The sequence below is a fragment of the Pseudomaricurvus hydrocarbonicus genome (assembly GCF_011602365.1).
Lineage (GTDB): Bacteria > Pseudomonadota > Gammaproteobacteria > Pseudomonadales > Cellvibrionaceae > Pseudomaricurvus > Pseudomaricurvus hydrocarbonicus.
The window spans coordinates 238878-255087 of the sequence record NZ_JAAONZ010000003.1; the positions used below are offsets into that span (position 1 = coordinate 238878).

At 54.5% G+C, this 16210-nt stretch carries 11 protein-coding genes; 8 read left to right on the top strand and 3 right to left on the bottom strand.

Annotation, left to right across the window (positions count from 1 at the left end; translation table 11 throughout):
* Positions 1-13: 13 nt before the first annotated feature.
* The 5 genes from prmC (at position 14) to G8770_RS05635 (ending at position 5941) form a co-directional block, all read left to right on the top strand.
* The gene (gene prmC / locus G8770_RS05615) at positions 14-925 is read left to right on the top strand and encodes a peptide chain release factor N(5)-glutamine methyltransferase (RefSeq protein ID WP_279537111.1); all 912 of its coding nucleotides are present in this window, start codon (positions 14-16) and stop codon (positions 923-925) included.
* Between the two features lie 144 nt (positions 926-1069).
* Positions 1070-1813: a HesA/MoeB/ThiF family protein gene (locus G8770_RS05620; RefSeq protein WP_167182968.1), complete on the top strand. Its 744-nt coding sequence runs from the start codon at positions 1070-1072 to the stop codon at positions 1811-1813.
* A 344-nt stretch (positions 1814-2157) separates the two neighbouring features.
* A complete protein-coding gene (locus G8770_RS05625) occupies positions 2158-4539 on the top strand; it encodes a putative bifunctional diguanylate cyclase/phosphodiesterase (RefSeq protein ID WP_167182970.1) in 2382 nt (793 codons plus the stop codon).
* 79 nt (positions 4540-4618) lie between these two features.
* On the top strand, positions 4619-5071 hold the full coding sequence (locus tag G8770_RS05630) for an NfeD family protein (protein WP_167182972.1): 453 nt from the start codon (positions 4619-4621) through the stop codon (positions 5069-5071).
* Between the two features lie 12 nt (positions 5072-5083).
* On the top strand, positions 5084-5941 hold the full coding sequence (locus tag G8770_RS05635; RefSeq protein ID WP_167182974.1) for an SPFH domain-containing protein: 858 nt from the start codon (positions 5084-5086) through the stop codon (positions 5939-5941).
* Between the two features lie 37 nt (positions 5942-5978).
* On the opposite strand, the gene holA is transcribed toward G8770_RS05635, so the two are convergent.
* The 3 genes from holA to leuS all read right to left on the bottom strand — a co-directional run bounded on the left by holA (position 5979) and on the right by leuS (position 10452).
* Positions 5979-7031, bottom strand: coding sequence for a DNA polymerase III subunit delta (gene holA, locus G8770_RS05640; RefSeq protein WP_167182976.1), 1053 nt, complete (start codon positions 7029-7031; stop codon positions 5979-5981).
* Positions 7012-7623 carry an LPS-assembly lipoprotein LptE gene (locus tag G8770_RS05645; RefSeq protein ID WP_167182977.1) on the bottom strand — a complete coding sequence of 204 codons (612 nt, stop codon included), beginning with the start codon at positions 7621-7623 and terminating at the stop codon, positions 7012-7014. Before G8770_RS05645 ends, holA begins: the two co-directional genes overlap by 20 nt.
* Before the next feature lie 207 nt (positions 7624-7830).
* Positions 7831-10452, bottom strand: a complete 2622-nt coding sequence (gene leuS, locus G8770_RS05650; RefSeq protein WP_167182979.1) for a leucine--tRNA ligase — start codon at positions 10450-10452, stop codon at positions 7831-7833.
* A gap of 500 nt (positions 10453-10952) precedes the next feature.
* Here leuS and G8770_RS05655 point away from each other — a divergent pair, with 500 nt between their 5' ends.
* The 3 genes from G8770_RS05655 to G8770_RS05665 all read left to right on the top strand — a co-directional run bounded on the left by G8770_RS05655 (position 10953) and on the right by G8770_RS05665 (position 16160).
* The gene (locus G8770_RS05655) at positions 10953-13622 is read left to right on the top strand and encodes a TonB-dependent receptor (RefSeq protein WP_167182982.1); all 2670 of its coding nucleotides are present in this window, start codon (positions 10953-10955) and stop codon (positions 13620-13622) included.
* Positions 13623-13854: 232 nt separating this feature from the next.
* Entirely contained in the window at positions 13855-14766 is a 912-nt protein-coding gene (nagK, locus tag G8770_RS05660) for an N-acetylglucosamine kinase (protein WP_167182985.1), read from the top strand.
* 71 nt (positions 14767-14837) lie between these two features.
* On the top strand, positions 14838-16160 hold the full coding sequence (locus G8770_RS05665) for a sugar MFS transporter (RefSeq protein WP_167182988.1): 1323 nt from the start codon (positions 14838-14840) through the stop codon (positions 16158-16160).
* Positions 16161-16210: the final 50 nt, after the last annotated feature.

Genomic DNA, 16210 nt, shown 5'->3' on the forward strand with positions numbered 1-16210 from the left:
AAGAGGTCTTATGCTGAAAACGATTCGTGAATGCCTGCAGCGGGCCGGTGAGTTGGTTAACAGCGACTCGGCCCGTTTGGACGTCGAGCTGCTGTTGGCTCACGTGGTGCAGCGGGACCGCACCTATGTGTTCACCTGGCCGGAGCGGTGTCTGTCGGACTCAGAGCAGGCAGCATTTGATCGCCTGATGTCTGAGCGCGCGGCCGGCCGGCCGGTTGCGCACCTGCTGGGGAGTCGTGAATTCTGGGGCCTGGAGTTGGATGTGGATAACTCTACCCTGATACCCAGACCGGATACCGAAACGCTGGTTGAAACCGTGTTGGGGTTGTCGTTGCCCGCACACGCGCAAGTATTGGATCTGGGCACGGGCACTGGCGCTATTGCGCTGGCGTTGGCCAGTGAGCACCCGCAATGGCGTGTGACGGCCGTCGATTATTCTGAGCCGGCTGTCGCGCTGGCTGAACGCAATCGGAAAAAGTTTGGCCTGAGTAATGTTACGGTGCAGCTCAGCAATTGGTTTGAGCAGGTCGAGCCTGCCCATCTCGAAGAGCCGCTGGCACAAGAACCGCTAGTAGAAGCACAGCCGGACGGAATTCAAGCGGCCGTCGGTTTTCAGCTGATAGTCAGTAACCCGCCCTATATTGATGAGGCGGATCCGCACTTAACCCAGGGCGATGTGTGCTTTGAGCCTTTGTCCGCATTGGTGGCGGCTGATGCAGGTCTTGCCGACCTGAAGCACATTATTGAAGTGGGGCGTGAGTATTTGTTGCCGGGAGGCTGGCTGGTGCTGGAACATGGCTATCAACAAGGCGAATCGGTGCGGGCGTTGCTGAGTTCAGCCGGCTACACCGAGGTCAGGACGGTTCAGGATTATGGTCGCAACGATCGTATTTCCCTGGGGCTTTTTTGGGGCGAGGCGGGGTGAGCGTCTTGCTGGGGATGCTCTGGCTTTTATTACCGGAGCCACGTTTGTTAAATTTAAACTCCGCGGTTGTCAATTTTAAGTTCCGACGTTGTTCGCCCAACGTTGTTTCGAATCCGATAAACTGGCCGATACCTGAGACGTGCTATGAATGACGAACAGTTGCTGAGATACAGCCGACAAATTATGTTGCCACAGTGGGATATTGCCGGTCAGGAAACACTGTTGGCCAGCCGGGTTCTGATTGTGGGATTGGGGGGACTGGGATGCCCCGTTGCCATGTACCTGGCCGCTGCGGGTGTTGGGCAGCTGGTGTTGGCAGACTTTGACGATGTGGATCTGTCGAACCTGCAGCGTCAGATTGCGCACGGTGTAGCTGACATTGGTCGGGCCAAGTCGGTATCGGCGCAACAATCCTTAAGTTTAATTAATGATGATATTGATGTCATTGCGCTGACGGATCGCATGGAAGAGGCACAACTGCTGGAGCAGGTTTCCCTGGCCGACGTGGTGGTCGATTGCAGTGATAACTTTTCAACCCGTCACGCCATTAACCGGGCCAGTGTGGCGACCGCTACCCCACTGGTGTCCGGGGCCGCGATTCGGTTTGAGGGGCAGGTGTCCGTGTTTGATCCCCGACAGACGGAGGCGCCATGCTACCGATGTCTGTACGCGGAAGAGTCCGATGAAAATTTAACCTGTTCGGAAAGTGGTGTGATTGCTCCGCTGGTGGGCATCATTGGCTCGATGCAGGCGCTGGAAACCCTTAAGCTGCTGGCCCAAGTGGGACAGACTCTATCAGGTAAGCTGTTGATGTTTGATGGGCTGACCTCAGACTGGCGAAGCCTGACCTTGCCTCGTGATCCGGCCTGCCCGGTGTGTGCTCCTTGATCCTTGCCGCTCGGTAAGCGCTGTTTTTGTCTGCCCAGGTAAGCGCTTACCTGTCATTCGTTAAGACGGTTCCGTCGTACCCCGAAATCCTTTTTAAACTCAGTTCCTTGGGTGATGTTTAAATAAAGCCCGAGACAATGGTTTGTCTTGGTGAAGAGCGGGGTAATTGGGTCGGCTGGTTTGGAGTATTCCACGCCACTGGACTCTGATAGGATATCGGCCCCCCATCAATGTTGTGAATCTGGACGCGAACGCAGTTCAACGTTGACATGCCTGAGTGCTTGCCGTCGGGGCAGTGTTCGCAGTCGGGGCAGTGATTCGCATTAGGGATAGTCATTAGAAGTATGGATAGACATTCGCCGGAAGAGATGCCAGTGGAATACAGCATCGGAGAGCGCATCAGAGCGCTTAGAGTTCAGTTTGACGGCCTGGACTATTGTCAGGCTGCCCAACACCTTGTGACGCTGGTTGCCGAGCAGCAGGCGATTGATCGCTGTGTGCTGGTCAGTTGCACTGAGGGTGAGTTGTGCGCTGACGCTGTGTATTCTGAATTTGCTACGGAAACCCCCAATCGTTTTCTGCCTGCGTCATTTTCAGACCTGGAGTTCTGTTCAGGTCTCAGTCCGCAGGCCGGTTTTAATTCCATTCCGCCCGCAGTCATTCATCAGGTTTTCCAGTCGGGCAAGCCCATCGAATGGGAAATTCCCCATGACTCGACACGCAGCACAGGTGATTTTTTTGAAATAGCAAAAGGTGAGCGGCAGCCTGGCATTCGCAGTTGGTGTCTGAAGGTGATCGGTGACCCCCAAAAACCGGCCGCGGTGTTTTGTTGTGGTTCCACAGGGGAGCTGGAATCCTTGCAGAAGGCTATGCAGAGCCTGGACTGCCTTTGGGTGTTCAGTGATTTTCAATTCCAGCAGATGGCGATTGCTCGTCAGGTTCAGGCGTTAGAGGCAAAGCTGCAACAGCAGACCTCTGCCTTGCCGGTCAGTGAATATTATTTGAGTTCTATCCTGGCTCATACCCCGGCCCTGATTTCCGTGAAAGACAGTCAGGGCAGCGTTGTCATTGCCAGTGATTCCTTCAAGCATGTCGAGGGCCTCGATAAACTGAGTTATGTGGGAAAGACGGCCTTTGGTGTTTTTGATGAGGGGCTGGCCAGTCGCTTGACAGCGCTTGATGAGACGGTGTTAAAAACGCTGCAGATTCATGAGCACGATGGCGAGGTTCTGCATGTGGATGGGCGCAAGCATACCTATCGTGCGGTTAAGTTTCCAGTGAAGGACGCTCAGGGCAATTACTCGTATGTGGGTACCATTTGTACCGACACGACTGCGCTGAAAAATGCTGAAGATGCGTTGAGGCAGCAGCAGTCCAGGCTGAATTTTATGGCGTTTAACGATTCACTGACGTCCCTGCCAAACCGGACGTTGTTCTACGACCGGATTAATCACGGTATTGCCCGCGCTCGGCGCCAAGAGCAAAAATTGGGCGTTATGTTGTTGGATCTGGATCGGTTCACTGCCGTCAATGATCGCCATGGTTACGAGGCCGGTGACTTGTATCTCAAAGAGGTGGCCAGGCGCCTGACGCGAAATATTCGTAACATGGATACGGTGGCTCGACTCGGTGGTGATAAATTCGGTTTTTTGGTGGAAAGCCCTCGCTCGCACAGTGATGTAAGGGTGGTCGCTGAAAAAATTCTGGCCACCATTGCGGAACCGGTTTATGTGATGGGGCAGCGGCTGGAAGTGACTGGCTCGCTGGGGGCAAGTGTATTTCCTCAAGACGGTACAGACGCCAATAGTTTATTGGCCCACGCGGATATTGCCATGTGCAAGGCGAAAGAGACGCACAGGAATAAAATTGAATTTTATGTTGAAGGGATGAGCGCGGCTCTGGGCAGTTTTGTTCTACTCGAAAATGATCTGCGAGCAGCCATTGAACATGATCAGCTGAAGTTACTGTATCAGCCGCAGTTTGATTTGCAGACCAACAGTCTGGTTGGGATGGAGGCTTTGGTTCGCTGGCAGCACCCGGATAGAGGGATGATTGCTCCAGAAAACTTCATTCCCCTGGCGGAAGAAACCGGATTGATTGTTGAGCTTGGGGATTGGGTGTTGCGTGCCGCCTGCCGGCAACAAAAGCGCTGGCTGGAAGCGGGCAATTATTGTCAGAGTGTGTCCGTGAATTTGTCGCCTCGCCAATTTCGGGGAGATGCCTTTGTGCAGCGATTGGCGGATATTTTAATCGAAGTGGAATTGCCAGCCCGTTATCTGGAACTGGAAATTACGGAAAGCTCAGTGATGGAACATGCGGCCGAAAGCATTCATATGATGAATGAACTCAACGGTATGGGAGTTTCTCTGGCGATTGATGATTTTGGTACCGGGTATTCTTCACTGTCCTACCTCAAGCGGTTTCCCATTCAGAAACTCAAGATTGATCGCAGCTTTATCAGTGATGTGGCCACCGATCAGAACGATGCGGCGATTGCCAAATCCATCATTAACCTCGCCCATAACATGGCGTTGAACGTCGTGGCAGAGGGGGTCGAAAATGAGCTTCAGGCTGAGTGGCTTCGGGACAAAGGCTGTGATATGGCTCAGGGGTATCTTTATTCCCGACCCTTGTCGGCACAGGGTGTTGATGAATATTTGATGGCGGGTGAGTTTTTCAGTCAAGAGAATCTTGGCGCTCTGGGTAGTACGGCCAAGCGCGGCTAAACAACATCGCCTGCGGCATGGCAGGGTATGGTAATATTCATCAAGTTGGTGTCATGGAACATAGACCGTTGGGGTGCTTATGGAAGGTTTAGAGTATTGGATTTGGGTGGCTGCGGGCATCCTGTTGGTGTTGATGGAAATTGTGATCCCGACGTTCACCGCCTTGTGGTTTGGTGTCGGCGCGATTGTCGTGGGTGTGGCCACACTCTTTTTTCCCGAATTAAGCTTGACGATCCAGTTGCTGATGTGGGCCGTTTTGTCGACGGCCATTACCGCTTTCTGGTTTAAATTTGTCCGCCCCATGAAGTCGGGCATGGAAATGGCCAAACTGTCGCGGGAATCCATCGTGGGCGAAGTGGGAATGATCGTTAAAGACATCAATGCTGAAGGCAAGGGTGTAATCCGTTTTACGGTACCATTATTGGGCAGTAATGAATGGAATGTGATTTCCACAGAACCCCTCAAGGCGGGTGATCGTGCCATTGTGAAAGACTTTTCCGGCAATTCTCTGATTGTTGAATCCATCAAATAAGGACTGTTAACCATGTTTCCAGCAGACTCGAATCTTTTTCTGGCCGCGATCATCGTGATTGCGGTGGTCGTCACGGTGGCCAAGGGCGTGCGCATTGTGCCGCAAGGCAGCAAGTGGCTGGTGCAACGTTTGGGTAAGTACCATACGACTTTAGACCCAGGCTTGAACTTCACCATACCTTATGTCGATGACGTGGCGTTTAAGATGACCACCAAGGACATCGTTCTGGATGTCCCGAGTCAGGAGGTCATTACCCGGGATAATGCGGTCATCATCACCAACGCAGTGGCTTACATCAATATTGTGGATCCCAATAAAGCCGCCTATGGGGTGGAGGATTTTGGCATTGCCATTCAGACCATTGTGCAAACTACTCTGCGTTCGATTGTGGGTGAAATGGATCTGGACGATGCCTTGTCGTCGCGGGATTTGATTAAGGCGAAACTGAAAGATGCCATTTCGCAGGACATCGCTGACTGGGGGGTGACGCTGAAAAACGTCGAGATTCAGGACATTAATCCATCTACGACCATGCAGTCTGCCATGGAGGAGCAGGCGGCCGCAGAGCGTCAGCGGCGGGCGACGGTAACCAAAGCCACCGGTGACAAAGAGGCGGCGATTCTTGAGGCAGAGGGTCGTTTGGAGGCCTCACGTAAGGACAGTCAGGCGCAGGTGGTGTTGGCGAAAGCGAGTAAGGAAGCCATTGAAATGGTGACCACCGCCATCGGTGAAAATGAAATGCCGGTGATGTATTTGTTGGGCGAAAAGTACGTGCACGCTGTGCAGGATTTGGCGCAGTCACCCAACAGCAAAATGGTGGTGTTGCCGGCGGATATTCAGGCGACGCTGAAAGGTATTCTGGGGCGTTAGGTTCGGGTTGACGTCAACCTGGCTCGTCACCGCGGCTTCAGGTGATGGCCAGCGTCAGCTTCTGTACCGACGGTGACAGGCTAAAAGTGCCGCTCAGGTTCAGGGTCAGGTCCATCAGCTCATCCCAGGCATCGGCATTGCGCAGCCCTTTGATGGCTTTGTCGATGCCGTTGGCTTTTCTCAGTAACATCTGCAATTGAGTCAGTTTTAAGCGGCGGGTGGCGGCTTGCACTAACGGTTTGCGTTTGTCCCAGACACCTGCGCTTTTGGCGGCTCGGTCGAAAGCTTGCCCCTGCTGCATGGCGTGCGAGATTTGTATCAGAGTGCGAATTTCACGCGCCAGTGCCCAGAGGATCACCGTGGCATCGGTGCCTTCACCTTTGAGCCCTTGCAGTGTGCGCACGGCGGCTCGGGCATCCCCGTGCAGGGCTTTATCAATCAAACTGAAAACATCAAAGCGAGCGCTGTCGGCAACTGCGCCGGCGATCATCTCGGCGCTGATCTGGCCGTCAATCGCAATCAGTTTTAATTTTTCAATTTCCTGGGCGGCCGCCAGGAGGTTGCCTTCGATTCGGGCTGCCAGCATTTCGATGGCATCTCGACTGGCAGACATGCCCGCCTGCTGTATGCGCTGGTCAATCCAGCGAGGTAATTGCGGGGCGGCAATGGGCCAGATCTGTACAAAGTCAGCGACTTTTTCAACCGCCTTAAACCACTTGCTGCGTTGGCTGCTGCCATCCAGCTTGGGCATGATGACCAGCAACAGGGTGTCTTCGGGAGGCCTTTCGCAGAAACTGGTGAGGGCTTTGCCGCCCTTGTCGCCGGGTTTTCCGTTATCGATACGAACCTCGAGAATTTTCCGCTCGGCAAATAACGACAGGCTGTTCGCTGAAGTGAGCAGCTGATCCCAGTCGAAATTAGGTTCAGCGTGATGCAACTCCCGCTCGGTAAAACCGTTTTGACGGGCCGCTGCGCGAATCAGGTCGCAGGCTTCCTGGACCAGCAGGGGTTCGTCACCGCTGATAAGGTAAACGGGAGCCAGCCGTTTGCGCAGAGCTCCGTTCAGTTGATCAAGGCGAAGTTTGGCCATTGTTCTCGTCGGTCAGGGGTTCGATGGGCTGCTGGGCTTCACGGACGGCGTCCGGATCGGGTTGCGGAACCGTCGCAGTCCCGGACGCCTGCGCCTGGCTGGCAAAGCGCAGGCGTGTCAGAATCTGCTGCACAATGCTGTTGCGCATTTCCTGCTGAATCAAACGCTCTTCCTCGGCCTTGGCAACCACGGCATTGCTGTCAAAACTGTAGGAGCGCACGTTACTGGCGGTGGTGGCCGGGACGGTCAGGGTGCCGGCGGCATCTTCAATGCGGTAATCCACCTCCAGGGAGAGTTCATACTCGGCGGCTAAGGCGGCATTGCCCACAGAAACGGTGCGTCGCTGCTGTTTTTCCCGGCTGATATAAATCCGGTATTGGGCGTCGTCGGCGGATGGAGTCGCGCTGACGTCGTTTGAAGCCAGGGCGCGTTTTAGGTCGGTGATCAATGCGCCGTGACTGTCCTGGGCGCTGACATACACGCTGTTGATCTCCAGCGGTATACTGGTAGAGCCTCTCAGGTGCCAGCCGCAAGCGCTTAATAGTGTGGTGGTGATAGCGGTGGCAACAAACGTTGTGATCAGTCTTCTCATACTGCTTCCATATTGTCGTTATGTGTTGAGTGCCAAGAGCGTTTTTCAGCTGGCGCGTACTCATCGAGGCTAACGGTAAACCGTTCAAACCAGCGTCTTTGAGCTTCCGTAGTCGCTTGGGGCTCAGGCATCATTACTTGTCAGCCGCAACCTCCGTTCGGGTGCCGCGGCGACTGTCTTCCATCTTTTTGTGATATTGGTGTGGGGTTATTTCACCGCAAAGGTCACCAGCTTGCCGGGAATCACCTTGCACATTTTGATCTCTTTGCCTTCCAGAAACTTTTGCACATTCGGGTCGCTTTTGGCCAGGGCAATGATACTGTCCTGATCGGCATCAGCGGCCACATCCAGCTTGGCCCTTACCTTACCATTAATTTGCACCACCAGTTGAATGGAGGTTTTCACCAGGGCGGCTGCGTCCACTATTGGCCAGGCGGCGTCTACCACCTGATCGCCGTTGCCCAGAGTTTGCCACAGGGCGTGAGCAATGTGAGGTACGATCGGTGCCAGTAACAGCGTGGCGGACTCCAGAGCTTCGCGTTCGACCGCGCGGCTTTCCGGGGTGGCGCGATCGGCGTTGCGAGTGATGTCGTTGAGCAGTTCCATCACCGCTGCAACGGCGGTGTTAAAGGTCTGGCGGCGTCCGTAATCGTCGCTGACCTTGGCAATGGTTTCGTGCACCTTGCGGCGCAGGTCTTTCTGCGCGTCGCTCAGCGCAGCCACGGTTTCGGTCGTCAGCTCGGCGACAGCACCGGCGGCCAAATGCCCGTGAACGGTTTTCCACAGGCGGCGCAGGAAACGGCTGGCACCTTCCACGCCGGAGTCGCTCCACTCCAGAGTTTGCTCCGGGGGGGCTGCGAACATGGTGAACAGGCGCACGGTGTCCGCACCGTACTGATCCACCGCCGTTTGCGGGTCGATACCGTTGTTTTTGGATTTTGACATCTTGGTCATGCCGCCCATCAACAGCTCGCCGGCTTGTGGGTGGGTGGCTTTGATGACTTTGCCCTTGTCGTCTTTTTCCAGCTCGACATCGGCGGGGTTAAACCAGGTTTTGCTGCCGTCGTCGTTTTGCAGGTAGAAAGAATCGGCCAGTACCATGCCCTGACACAGCAGTTGCTTGAAGGGCTCGTCGGAGCTGACCAGGCCTTCATCGCGCATCAGCTTGTGGAAAAAGCGGGCGTAGAGCAGGTGCAGAATGGCGTGTTCGATACCGCCCACATACTGATCCACTGGTAACCAGTAGTTGGCGCGCTCAGGATCCAGCATGCCCTGTTCGAAGTCCGGGCAGGTGTAGCGGGCGTAGTACCAGGAAGACTCCATGAAGGTGTCAAAGGTGTCGGTTTCGTGCTCGGTACCGGCACGGTACCAGTCGGCTTTACGCCATTCGGTGTCGGACTTGATGGGGCTGTTGGTGCCGTCCATGATCACGTCTTCGGGCAGCAACACCGGCAGCTTTTCCATCGGCACCGGAATTTCACCGCCGTCTGGCAGGTTCAGCATGGGGATCGGGGTGCCCCAGTAACGCTGGCGGGATACCCCCCAGTCGCGCAGTCGAAAGTTGGTCTTGACGGATCCTTTGCCGGCGTCGTACAGCGCCTTGGCAATCGCGTCGAAGGCTTTCTTAAAGGTCAGGCCGTCAAACTGGCTGGAGTTCACCAGCTGAATGTCGGTTTTACGCGCGTACCACTCCTGCCATTCGGTGCTGGAAAACTCGGTATCGCCCTTGGCGGTGCTGGCGATAACCTGCTGGATGGGCAGTTGATATTTGTTCGCGAAAGCGAAATCACGCTCATCGTGAGCCGGTACGGCCATGACGGCACCGGAGCCGTAATCCATCAGCACGTAGTTGGCGACCCACACCGGGACTTCTTCGCCGGTGAGTGGGTGGATGGCTTTCAGCCCGGTATCCAGCCCTTTTTTGTCCATGGTGGCCATATCGGCTTCGGCCACAGAGTTGGTTTTGCACTCTTTGATGAAGGCCGCGAGCTCGGCATTGTCTGCGGCCAGCGCCAGGCTGATGGGGTGTTCGGCTGCCAGGCTGACGTATGTGACGCCCATCAGGGTGTCTGGACGAGTGGTGTAAACGTCAAAGCTGACATGCTCTCCCACCGCGGTGGCCAAATCAAAGGTCATCTCAACGCCTTTGGACTTGCCAATCCAGTTCTTCTGCATGGTTTTGACCTGTTCCGGCCAGTCGGGCAGGCCATCGAGGCTGGTCAGCAGTTCGTCGGCGTAGTCGGTGATTTTGATAAACCACTGGGGAATTTCCTTGCGCTCCACCAGCGCGCCGGAGCGCCAGCCGCGACCGTCGATGACTTGCTCATTGGCCAGCACCGTTTGGTCCACAGGGTCCCAATTGACGGTGGCCATCTTCTTGTAGACCAGGCCTTTCTCGTACAGGCGGGTGAAGAACCACTGTTCCCATTTGTAATAGCTGGGCTGGCAGGTGGCCAGCTCACGACTCCAGTCAAAGCCAAAGCCCAGGCTTTTCAGCTGGCCTTTCATGTAGTCGATGTTGCTGTAGGTCCATTTGGCCGGGGCCGTTTTGTGGGCAATGGCGGCGTTTTCAGCCGGCAGTCCAAAGGCATCCCAGCCCATGGGGTGCAGGACATTCTTGCCCAGCATGCGCTGATAGCGGGAGATCACATCGGTGATGGTGTAGTTGCGCACGTGCCCCATGTGCAGCTTGCCGCTGGGGTAGGGGAACATGGCCAGACAATAGAATTTCTCTTTGGTGGTGTCTTCTGTGACTTCAAAACACTGCTGAGTGTCCCAGTCTTGCTGGGCCTGGGCTTCAATCGCCGATGGGTGGTATTGCTCTTCCATTGTCTCCGTGAACCTGTTACTGGACAGTCAGACGGTCTGATGTCGCGGGAATTTAGGGGTGCGGGAACACCGTAAGGGCCTGTCCAGAAGGTGTTGCAGGCGTGGTTACGACTGCCTTGCCTCGTCCCGGCCGGGGTGCCACAAAGCGCAACATTATAGGCCCAGTCGAGTGAGAAAGCGATGCGACATTGCCCCTATAGAAGGACTGGTCAACAGAATGTTCGTCCCCATCGGCCCTGCAGCCGGATCTGGAATTCCCGGTCGCGAAAAACATTCAGCCGATCAAGCGCTTAAACAGGGGGCGCCGGCGCCGGGCAGTGCACTCTTGTGCCGCAGGAGCGGGCGCGAGGAGCATAAAGCTTAAAATAGGTTGACAACGTTGTCTCAGGTGTTTAGTTTTACATCAAGACAACGTTGTCCTCCTGCTGGGGTTGTGTGAGCGGGGAGTTGTTTTCTAAATAACTAAGAGCAAGTGAACTCTAGTCTGAGGAGAGTTAATCATGGCGATAAATCTAAGGGGTGCTATCCGCTCGATCAACAATGCAGTGTTGGTTGGCGGATCTTTAAGTGCGTTGGCGTTATCCGGAGTGGCGTTTGCTGCCGAGGAATCTGCGCAAAAAATAGAAGAAGTTGAAGTTCTGGGTATTCGCCAGAGTTTGCAGAGAAGCATGGATGTGAAGCGCTTTTCTAACTCGGTGGTCGATGCCATTACGTCAGAAGATATTGGTAAATTCCCGGACAAAAACGTGGCGGAGTCTCTGGCCCGTATTCCCGGTGTGGCGATTTCACGAGAGTTCGGGGAAGGCCAGGGCGTCACCATTCGTGGTATGGATTCGTCCCGTAACTTGACGCAGGTCAATGGCCAGGCAGTCGGTACCTCCCAGTGGTTTGTACTGGCGGATGCGACCCGTAACTTTAACTTCGAGCTGCTGTCGCCCGAGATGATCGGCAGTGTCGAAGTGTATAAGTCGGCGCAGGCGGATATCGATGAAGGTGGTTTGGGGGGAACAGTAATCCTGAATACCCGTAAGCCATTGGATATGGACGCTAACACCATCAACTTGTCCGTCGATGCGCAGTATGGAGATCTGGCCGAAGAAACCGATCCTTCTTTCTCCGGCTTGTACAGCTGGAAAAACGACAGCGAAACCTTTGGCGCCATGATTGCGGTCTCACGTCAGGAGCGTACGGTTCGTCGTGAAACCACTGAATTATTTACACCGGCTTACTTTACCCAGTATGACCGTGACTGGAACGCCGCTGAAAACCCCGGCACGCCTTTCATGGCACCTGCTGGTGCCAGCGAACAGGGTATGGTTCCCTGGGGCGTGGGTTCTGCCCTGTTTGAACAGGAGCGTGAACGTACCGGTGTTGATGTAAACCTGCAGTGGGCTCCGACTGAGTCGTTCACCACCAGTCTGCATTATTTCAACTCAGAGATGACGGCTGATAACGTTAACTCCAACCTGATTGCTATTCCGTTCCGCGGTATCTTTGGCCCCAACGATGTGTCCGAAGGTACGGTTGAAAATGGCATCATTACTGAATTGGCGGTAGACGGTGGCGATCCTGCCGGCTGGGCAAACCATGTAGCCTTCGATAATATTTATCGCGACGGCTCCACTATGGAAACTGAAATCGTCGATCTGGACTTTGAATTCCAGGGCGATACGTTTGGCATCCACGCGCAGCTGGGGACCACTTCCGGTGAAGGGGTTAACAATGACTTCTTTACGGAGTTTTTTGCATACTCGCAAGATACTCGCGTTAATTTTGATTTCACCAACCCCGGTGGTGATGCGCCTGCCATCGATTACACTCGCAGTCCATGGTTGAGCAACCCGACGGATGAAATGGCGCTGACGGGCGTTTTTGATCAAACCAACAAGACTGACGATACCGAAGATTATTTGCAGGTGGATGCCAATTTTGATGTGGCTCTGGGACCGGTCAATGAGCTGAAGACGGGTATCAAGTTGCGTTCGCGCTCTTTTGAGCAGGAACGTATTAAGTCGGAAATGGCCGGCGGCGCAGCGGGTACAGAATCCTTGGGCTGGGCTGGAGATTTCACCACTGGCAGCTTTACCGTTGACCACGATGAAACCAGCATGGGCTCTACTACGGTATTCCTGCCGAGCCAGGGTATGATGCTCAATGCGTTTAATGCTCTGCCGATCTGTTCTGACGGTGGGCCAGCATTGTGCCGTACCGATTACGCCATTGAGCGCACGTCCTCTTACGAAATTGAAGAAGACATTAACTCAGTTTATGCCATGGCGTCCTTTGAGGGTGAGCGTTTCCGCGGTAATGTGGGGGTTCGCTATGTTGAAACCGAGACCACTTCCAGTGGTTGGGATATCGCCAATGATCGCCCGGTTTCTGGCGATGGCTCCTACGATAACGTGCTGCCCAGCCTGAACTTTGTGTATGACCTGACCGATGATGTTCTGGTGCGTTTCGCGGCCGGCAAGACCATTGCTCGTCCAGCGCCGTTCGCACTGTCTTACGCGGTTAACCTCACACCTGAAACCAGTTCAGGGACTGCGGGGAATCCAAACCTGGCGCCGGAAGAGGCAACCCAGTTTGAATTGGGGGCGGAATGGTATCTGTCGGATGCGTCTCTGCTCAGTGCTACGCTTTTCACCAAGGATATTGATGGTTATATCTACACCACCACCAAGTCTGGCACCATTAATGGAACTTACATTAACGCTCTGACAACTTTCGAAAATGGCGACAAAGCCGGTTTGGAAGGGGTTGAGTTGAGTGCACAATACAGTTTCGACAACGGTTTTGGCCTGGGTGCGAACTACACCTACACCAACCAAACGGATGGCGATGTTAATTTGCCCGCGTTGTCTGAAGATGTCTTCAATGCGACGGCTTATTACGAAGGCAACAGCTTCACGGCCCGTGTGAACTACAGCTATCGTTCAGAGTTCTTCCGGACTCTGCAGGAGAACGGCATGTTGTTCGGCGATGATCAGGTGCAGTGGGATGCGCAACTTTCCTATGCCTTGACCGATAATGTAACGCTGCGCGCTGAGCTGCTGAATATCACCGATGAAACCATTGATGATGTGTACTATGCCGGTAATGGTCAGAAGGTGACGGGTACCCAGATCTATAACGGTCGCCGTTTCTTTGTTGGCGCCAACTTCAAGTTCTAATCCTTGAAGGCGTATGACATCAGTGCATGAGAGAGTGAGCGAGTGTTGTTTTTTCGGGCAAGTTTTCTCTGGCAAAGTGGCTTGATATAAGGCCATTTTGCCCTGGTCCAGGGACGGGCCGGATGCACCGGATGAGGCTGAGATGGCCTCTATGACGTGTAAATTACAGAATTTTAATTGATGGCCAGGTATGACAACGTTAAACAGTTGCTGGCGGTCAAGAGGTTTGGAAATGTCTTCCACAGTTATGAATGATGACACCTTGTACCTGGGTGTGGATGGCGGCGGAACCAAGTGCCGCGCTTGTCTGGTGTCATCCTCAGGAGAGGTGCTGGGAACAGGTTTGGCGGGCCCGGCGAACCCCTTGCATGGTTTGACGCGGACTTTGGCTTCTATTACCGAAGCCGCTGAGCAAGCAGCCGCCTCCGCAGGCCTTCCGCAGTTGGTCTTAAAAGATGTCGTGGCCGGTGTGGCCCTGGCGGGAATCAACCTGCCGGGCATGTTTGTCACCATGAGTGAGTGGCAGCACCCCTTTGCAGAAATGCATTTGACCACCGATTTGCACGCTGCCTGTTTGGGGGCGCATCGCGGTGGCGATGGCGCCGTCATTGTCGTGGGCACCGGCTCGTGCGGTTTTGTGTCCGTCAAGGGGCAGAGCGCGACTTTGGGGGGGCATGGCTTTTTACTGGGTGATATGGGCAGCGGCGCCTGGATGGGACTGGAAGCAATCAAAGCTGTATTGAAGGCTGAAGACGGTCTTTCATTACCAACCACTCTGGTGGATCAAGTCACAGATATTTATGGCGTCAATGGTTTGCAAATTGTCGAGCGTATGAGCAAAGCGTCTTCGTCGGAATTTGCCCGCCTGGCGCCGTCGGTGTTGGCGGCGGCCGCTGCCGGTGACGACGTCGCTCGGGCCATTGTCGCGCAGGGCGCTGGATACATTGATGATCTGGCGAAAAAACTGTTGTTGATGGCGCCGCCGCGCTTGTCCATGCTGGGGGGGATTTCGGCTCCCCTGCAAAAATGGCTGTCGGATGACGTCTCCAGCAAGGTGCAGCCTCCGCTGGAGCAGCCAGAAATGGGCGCCGTCTATTTTGCTCGGGAGCGTCATGGCTTGAGCGCGACAAAAGCGTTGGCGTGAACAATCTGAGTGGCCGTGGTCGCTCCAGCGCCAGATGATTTTTTTACAATAAAACTTATAAGGTAAACATGATGGATACGGTAGTGAGTCAAACAGAGCGGCATGGGTCCAGTGTCATGCCTATGTTCATTGTAGGCACATTGTTTTTTATCTTTGGATTTGTGACCTGGCTGAATGGCTCGCTGATTCCTTTTTTACAAATTGCCTGTGAGTTGACGCACATGGAAGCCTATCTGGTGACCATGGCGTTTTACATTTCCTACACGGTCATGGCGCTGCCCATGTCGGTGATACTGCGCCGTACCGGTTACCGCAAAGGCATGATGTTGGGGTTGGTGATCATGGCTGTGGGCTCACTGATTTTTATTCCCGCGGCTGAAGCGCGCATGTTCAGCATCTTTCTGGTGGCACTGTTTATTCTGGGGACCGGCCTGACCATTCTGCAAACGGCTTCCAATCCGTACATTGTGCATATTGGTCCACATGAAACTGCTGCGGTTCGCATCAGTATCATGGGCTTGATGAACAAAGGTGCCGGTATTGTGGCGCCATTGGTATTCACCGCGTTCATTCTCAGTGATATGTCCCAGTTTACCGAGGCGCATCTGGCAACACTGGATCCGGCTCATAAAATTGCCGAGCTGGAAGCCCTGTCTTCTCGCCTGGTTGCCCCTTATCTGATTATGGCGGTGATGTTGCTGGCGCTGGCGGCTATGGTGCATTTTTCACCGCTGCCGGAAATTGAAACTCAGCAGGATGACAGTGATGACAGCGCTGCCAGTGTCATGCAGTACCCCAACCTGATTCTGGGTGTGATTGCCCTGTTCTTTTACGTCGGGGTCGAGGTGATTGCCGGGGACACCATTGGCCTGTTTGGTAAAGAGATGGGCGTGACCAACTTTGGCCAGCTCACTTCTTACACCATGGTGTTCATGGTGTCGGCGTATGTCGTGGGGATGATTGTGATCCCGCGCTGGATTAAGCAAGAAACGGCGCTGGTGATTTCAGCCGTGCTGGGGCTGGTACTGTCGGTGATGGTGATGACCGGCAGCGGCGACAGCTATGCCGTCTGGAACGCGATGTTTGCCTGGACCGGTGTGCCGGAGATTCCCAATGTGGTGTTATTCATCGCCTTGCTGGGCTTTGCCAATGCGCTGGTGTGGCCGGCTATCTGGCCGATGGCACTGACCGGTTTGGGGCGGTTGACCAGCACCGGTTCTGCACTGTTGATTATGGCGATTTCCGGTGGCGCGATCTTCCCGTTTCTCTATGGTGCGATTGCCGATGCTTCCGGTGATTCACAGGGTGCCTACTGGGTTATGATTCCGTGTTACCTGTTCATTCTTTTCTACGCGTTGAAAGGCCATAAACTTAAGAGTTGGACGGGTCGTTAAGTGAAGCTGGAATCCGGTCGGGGGAGTGCCCGTTTGGGCCGCCGGGCTTC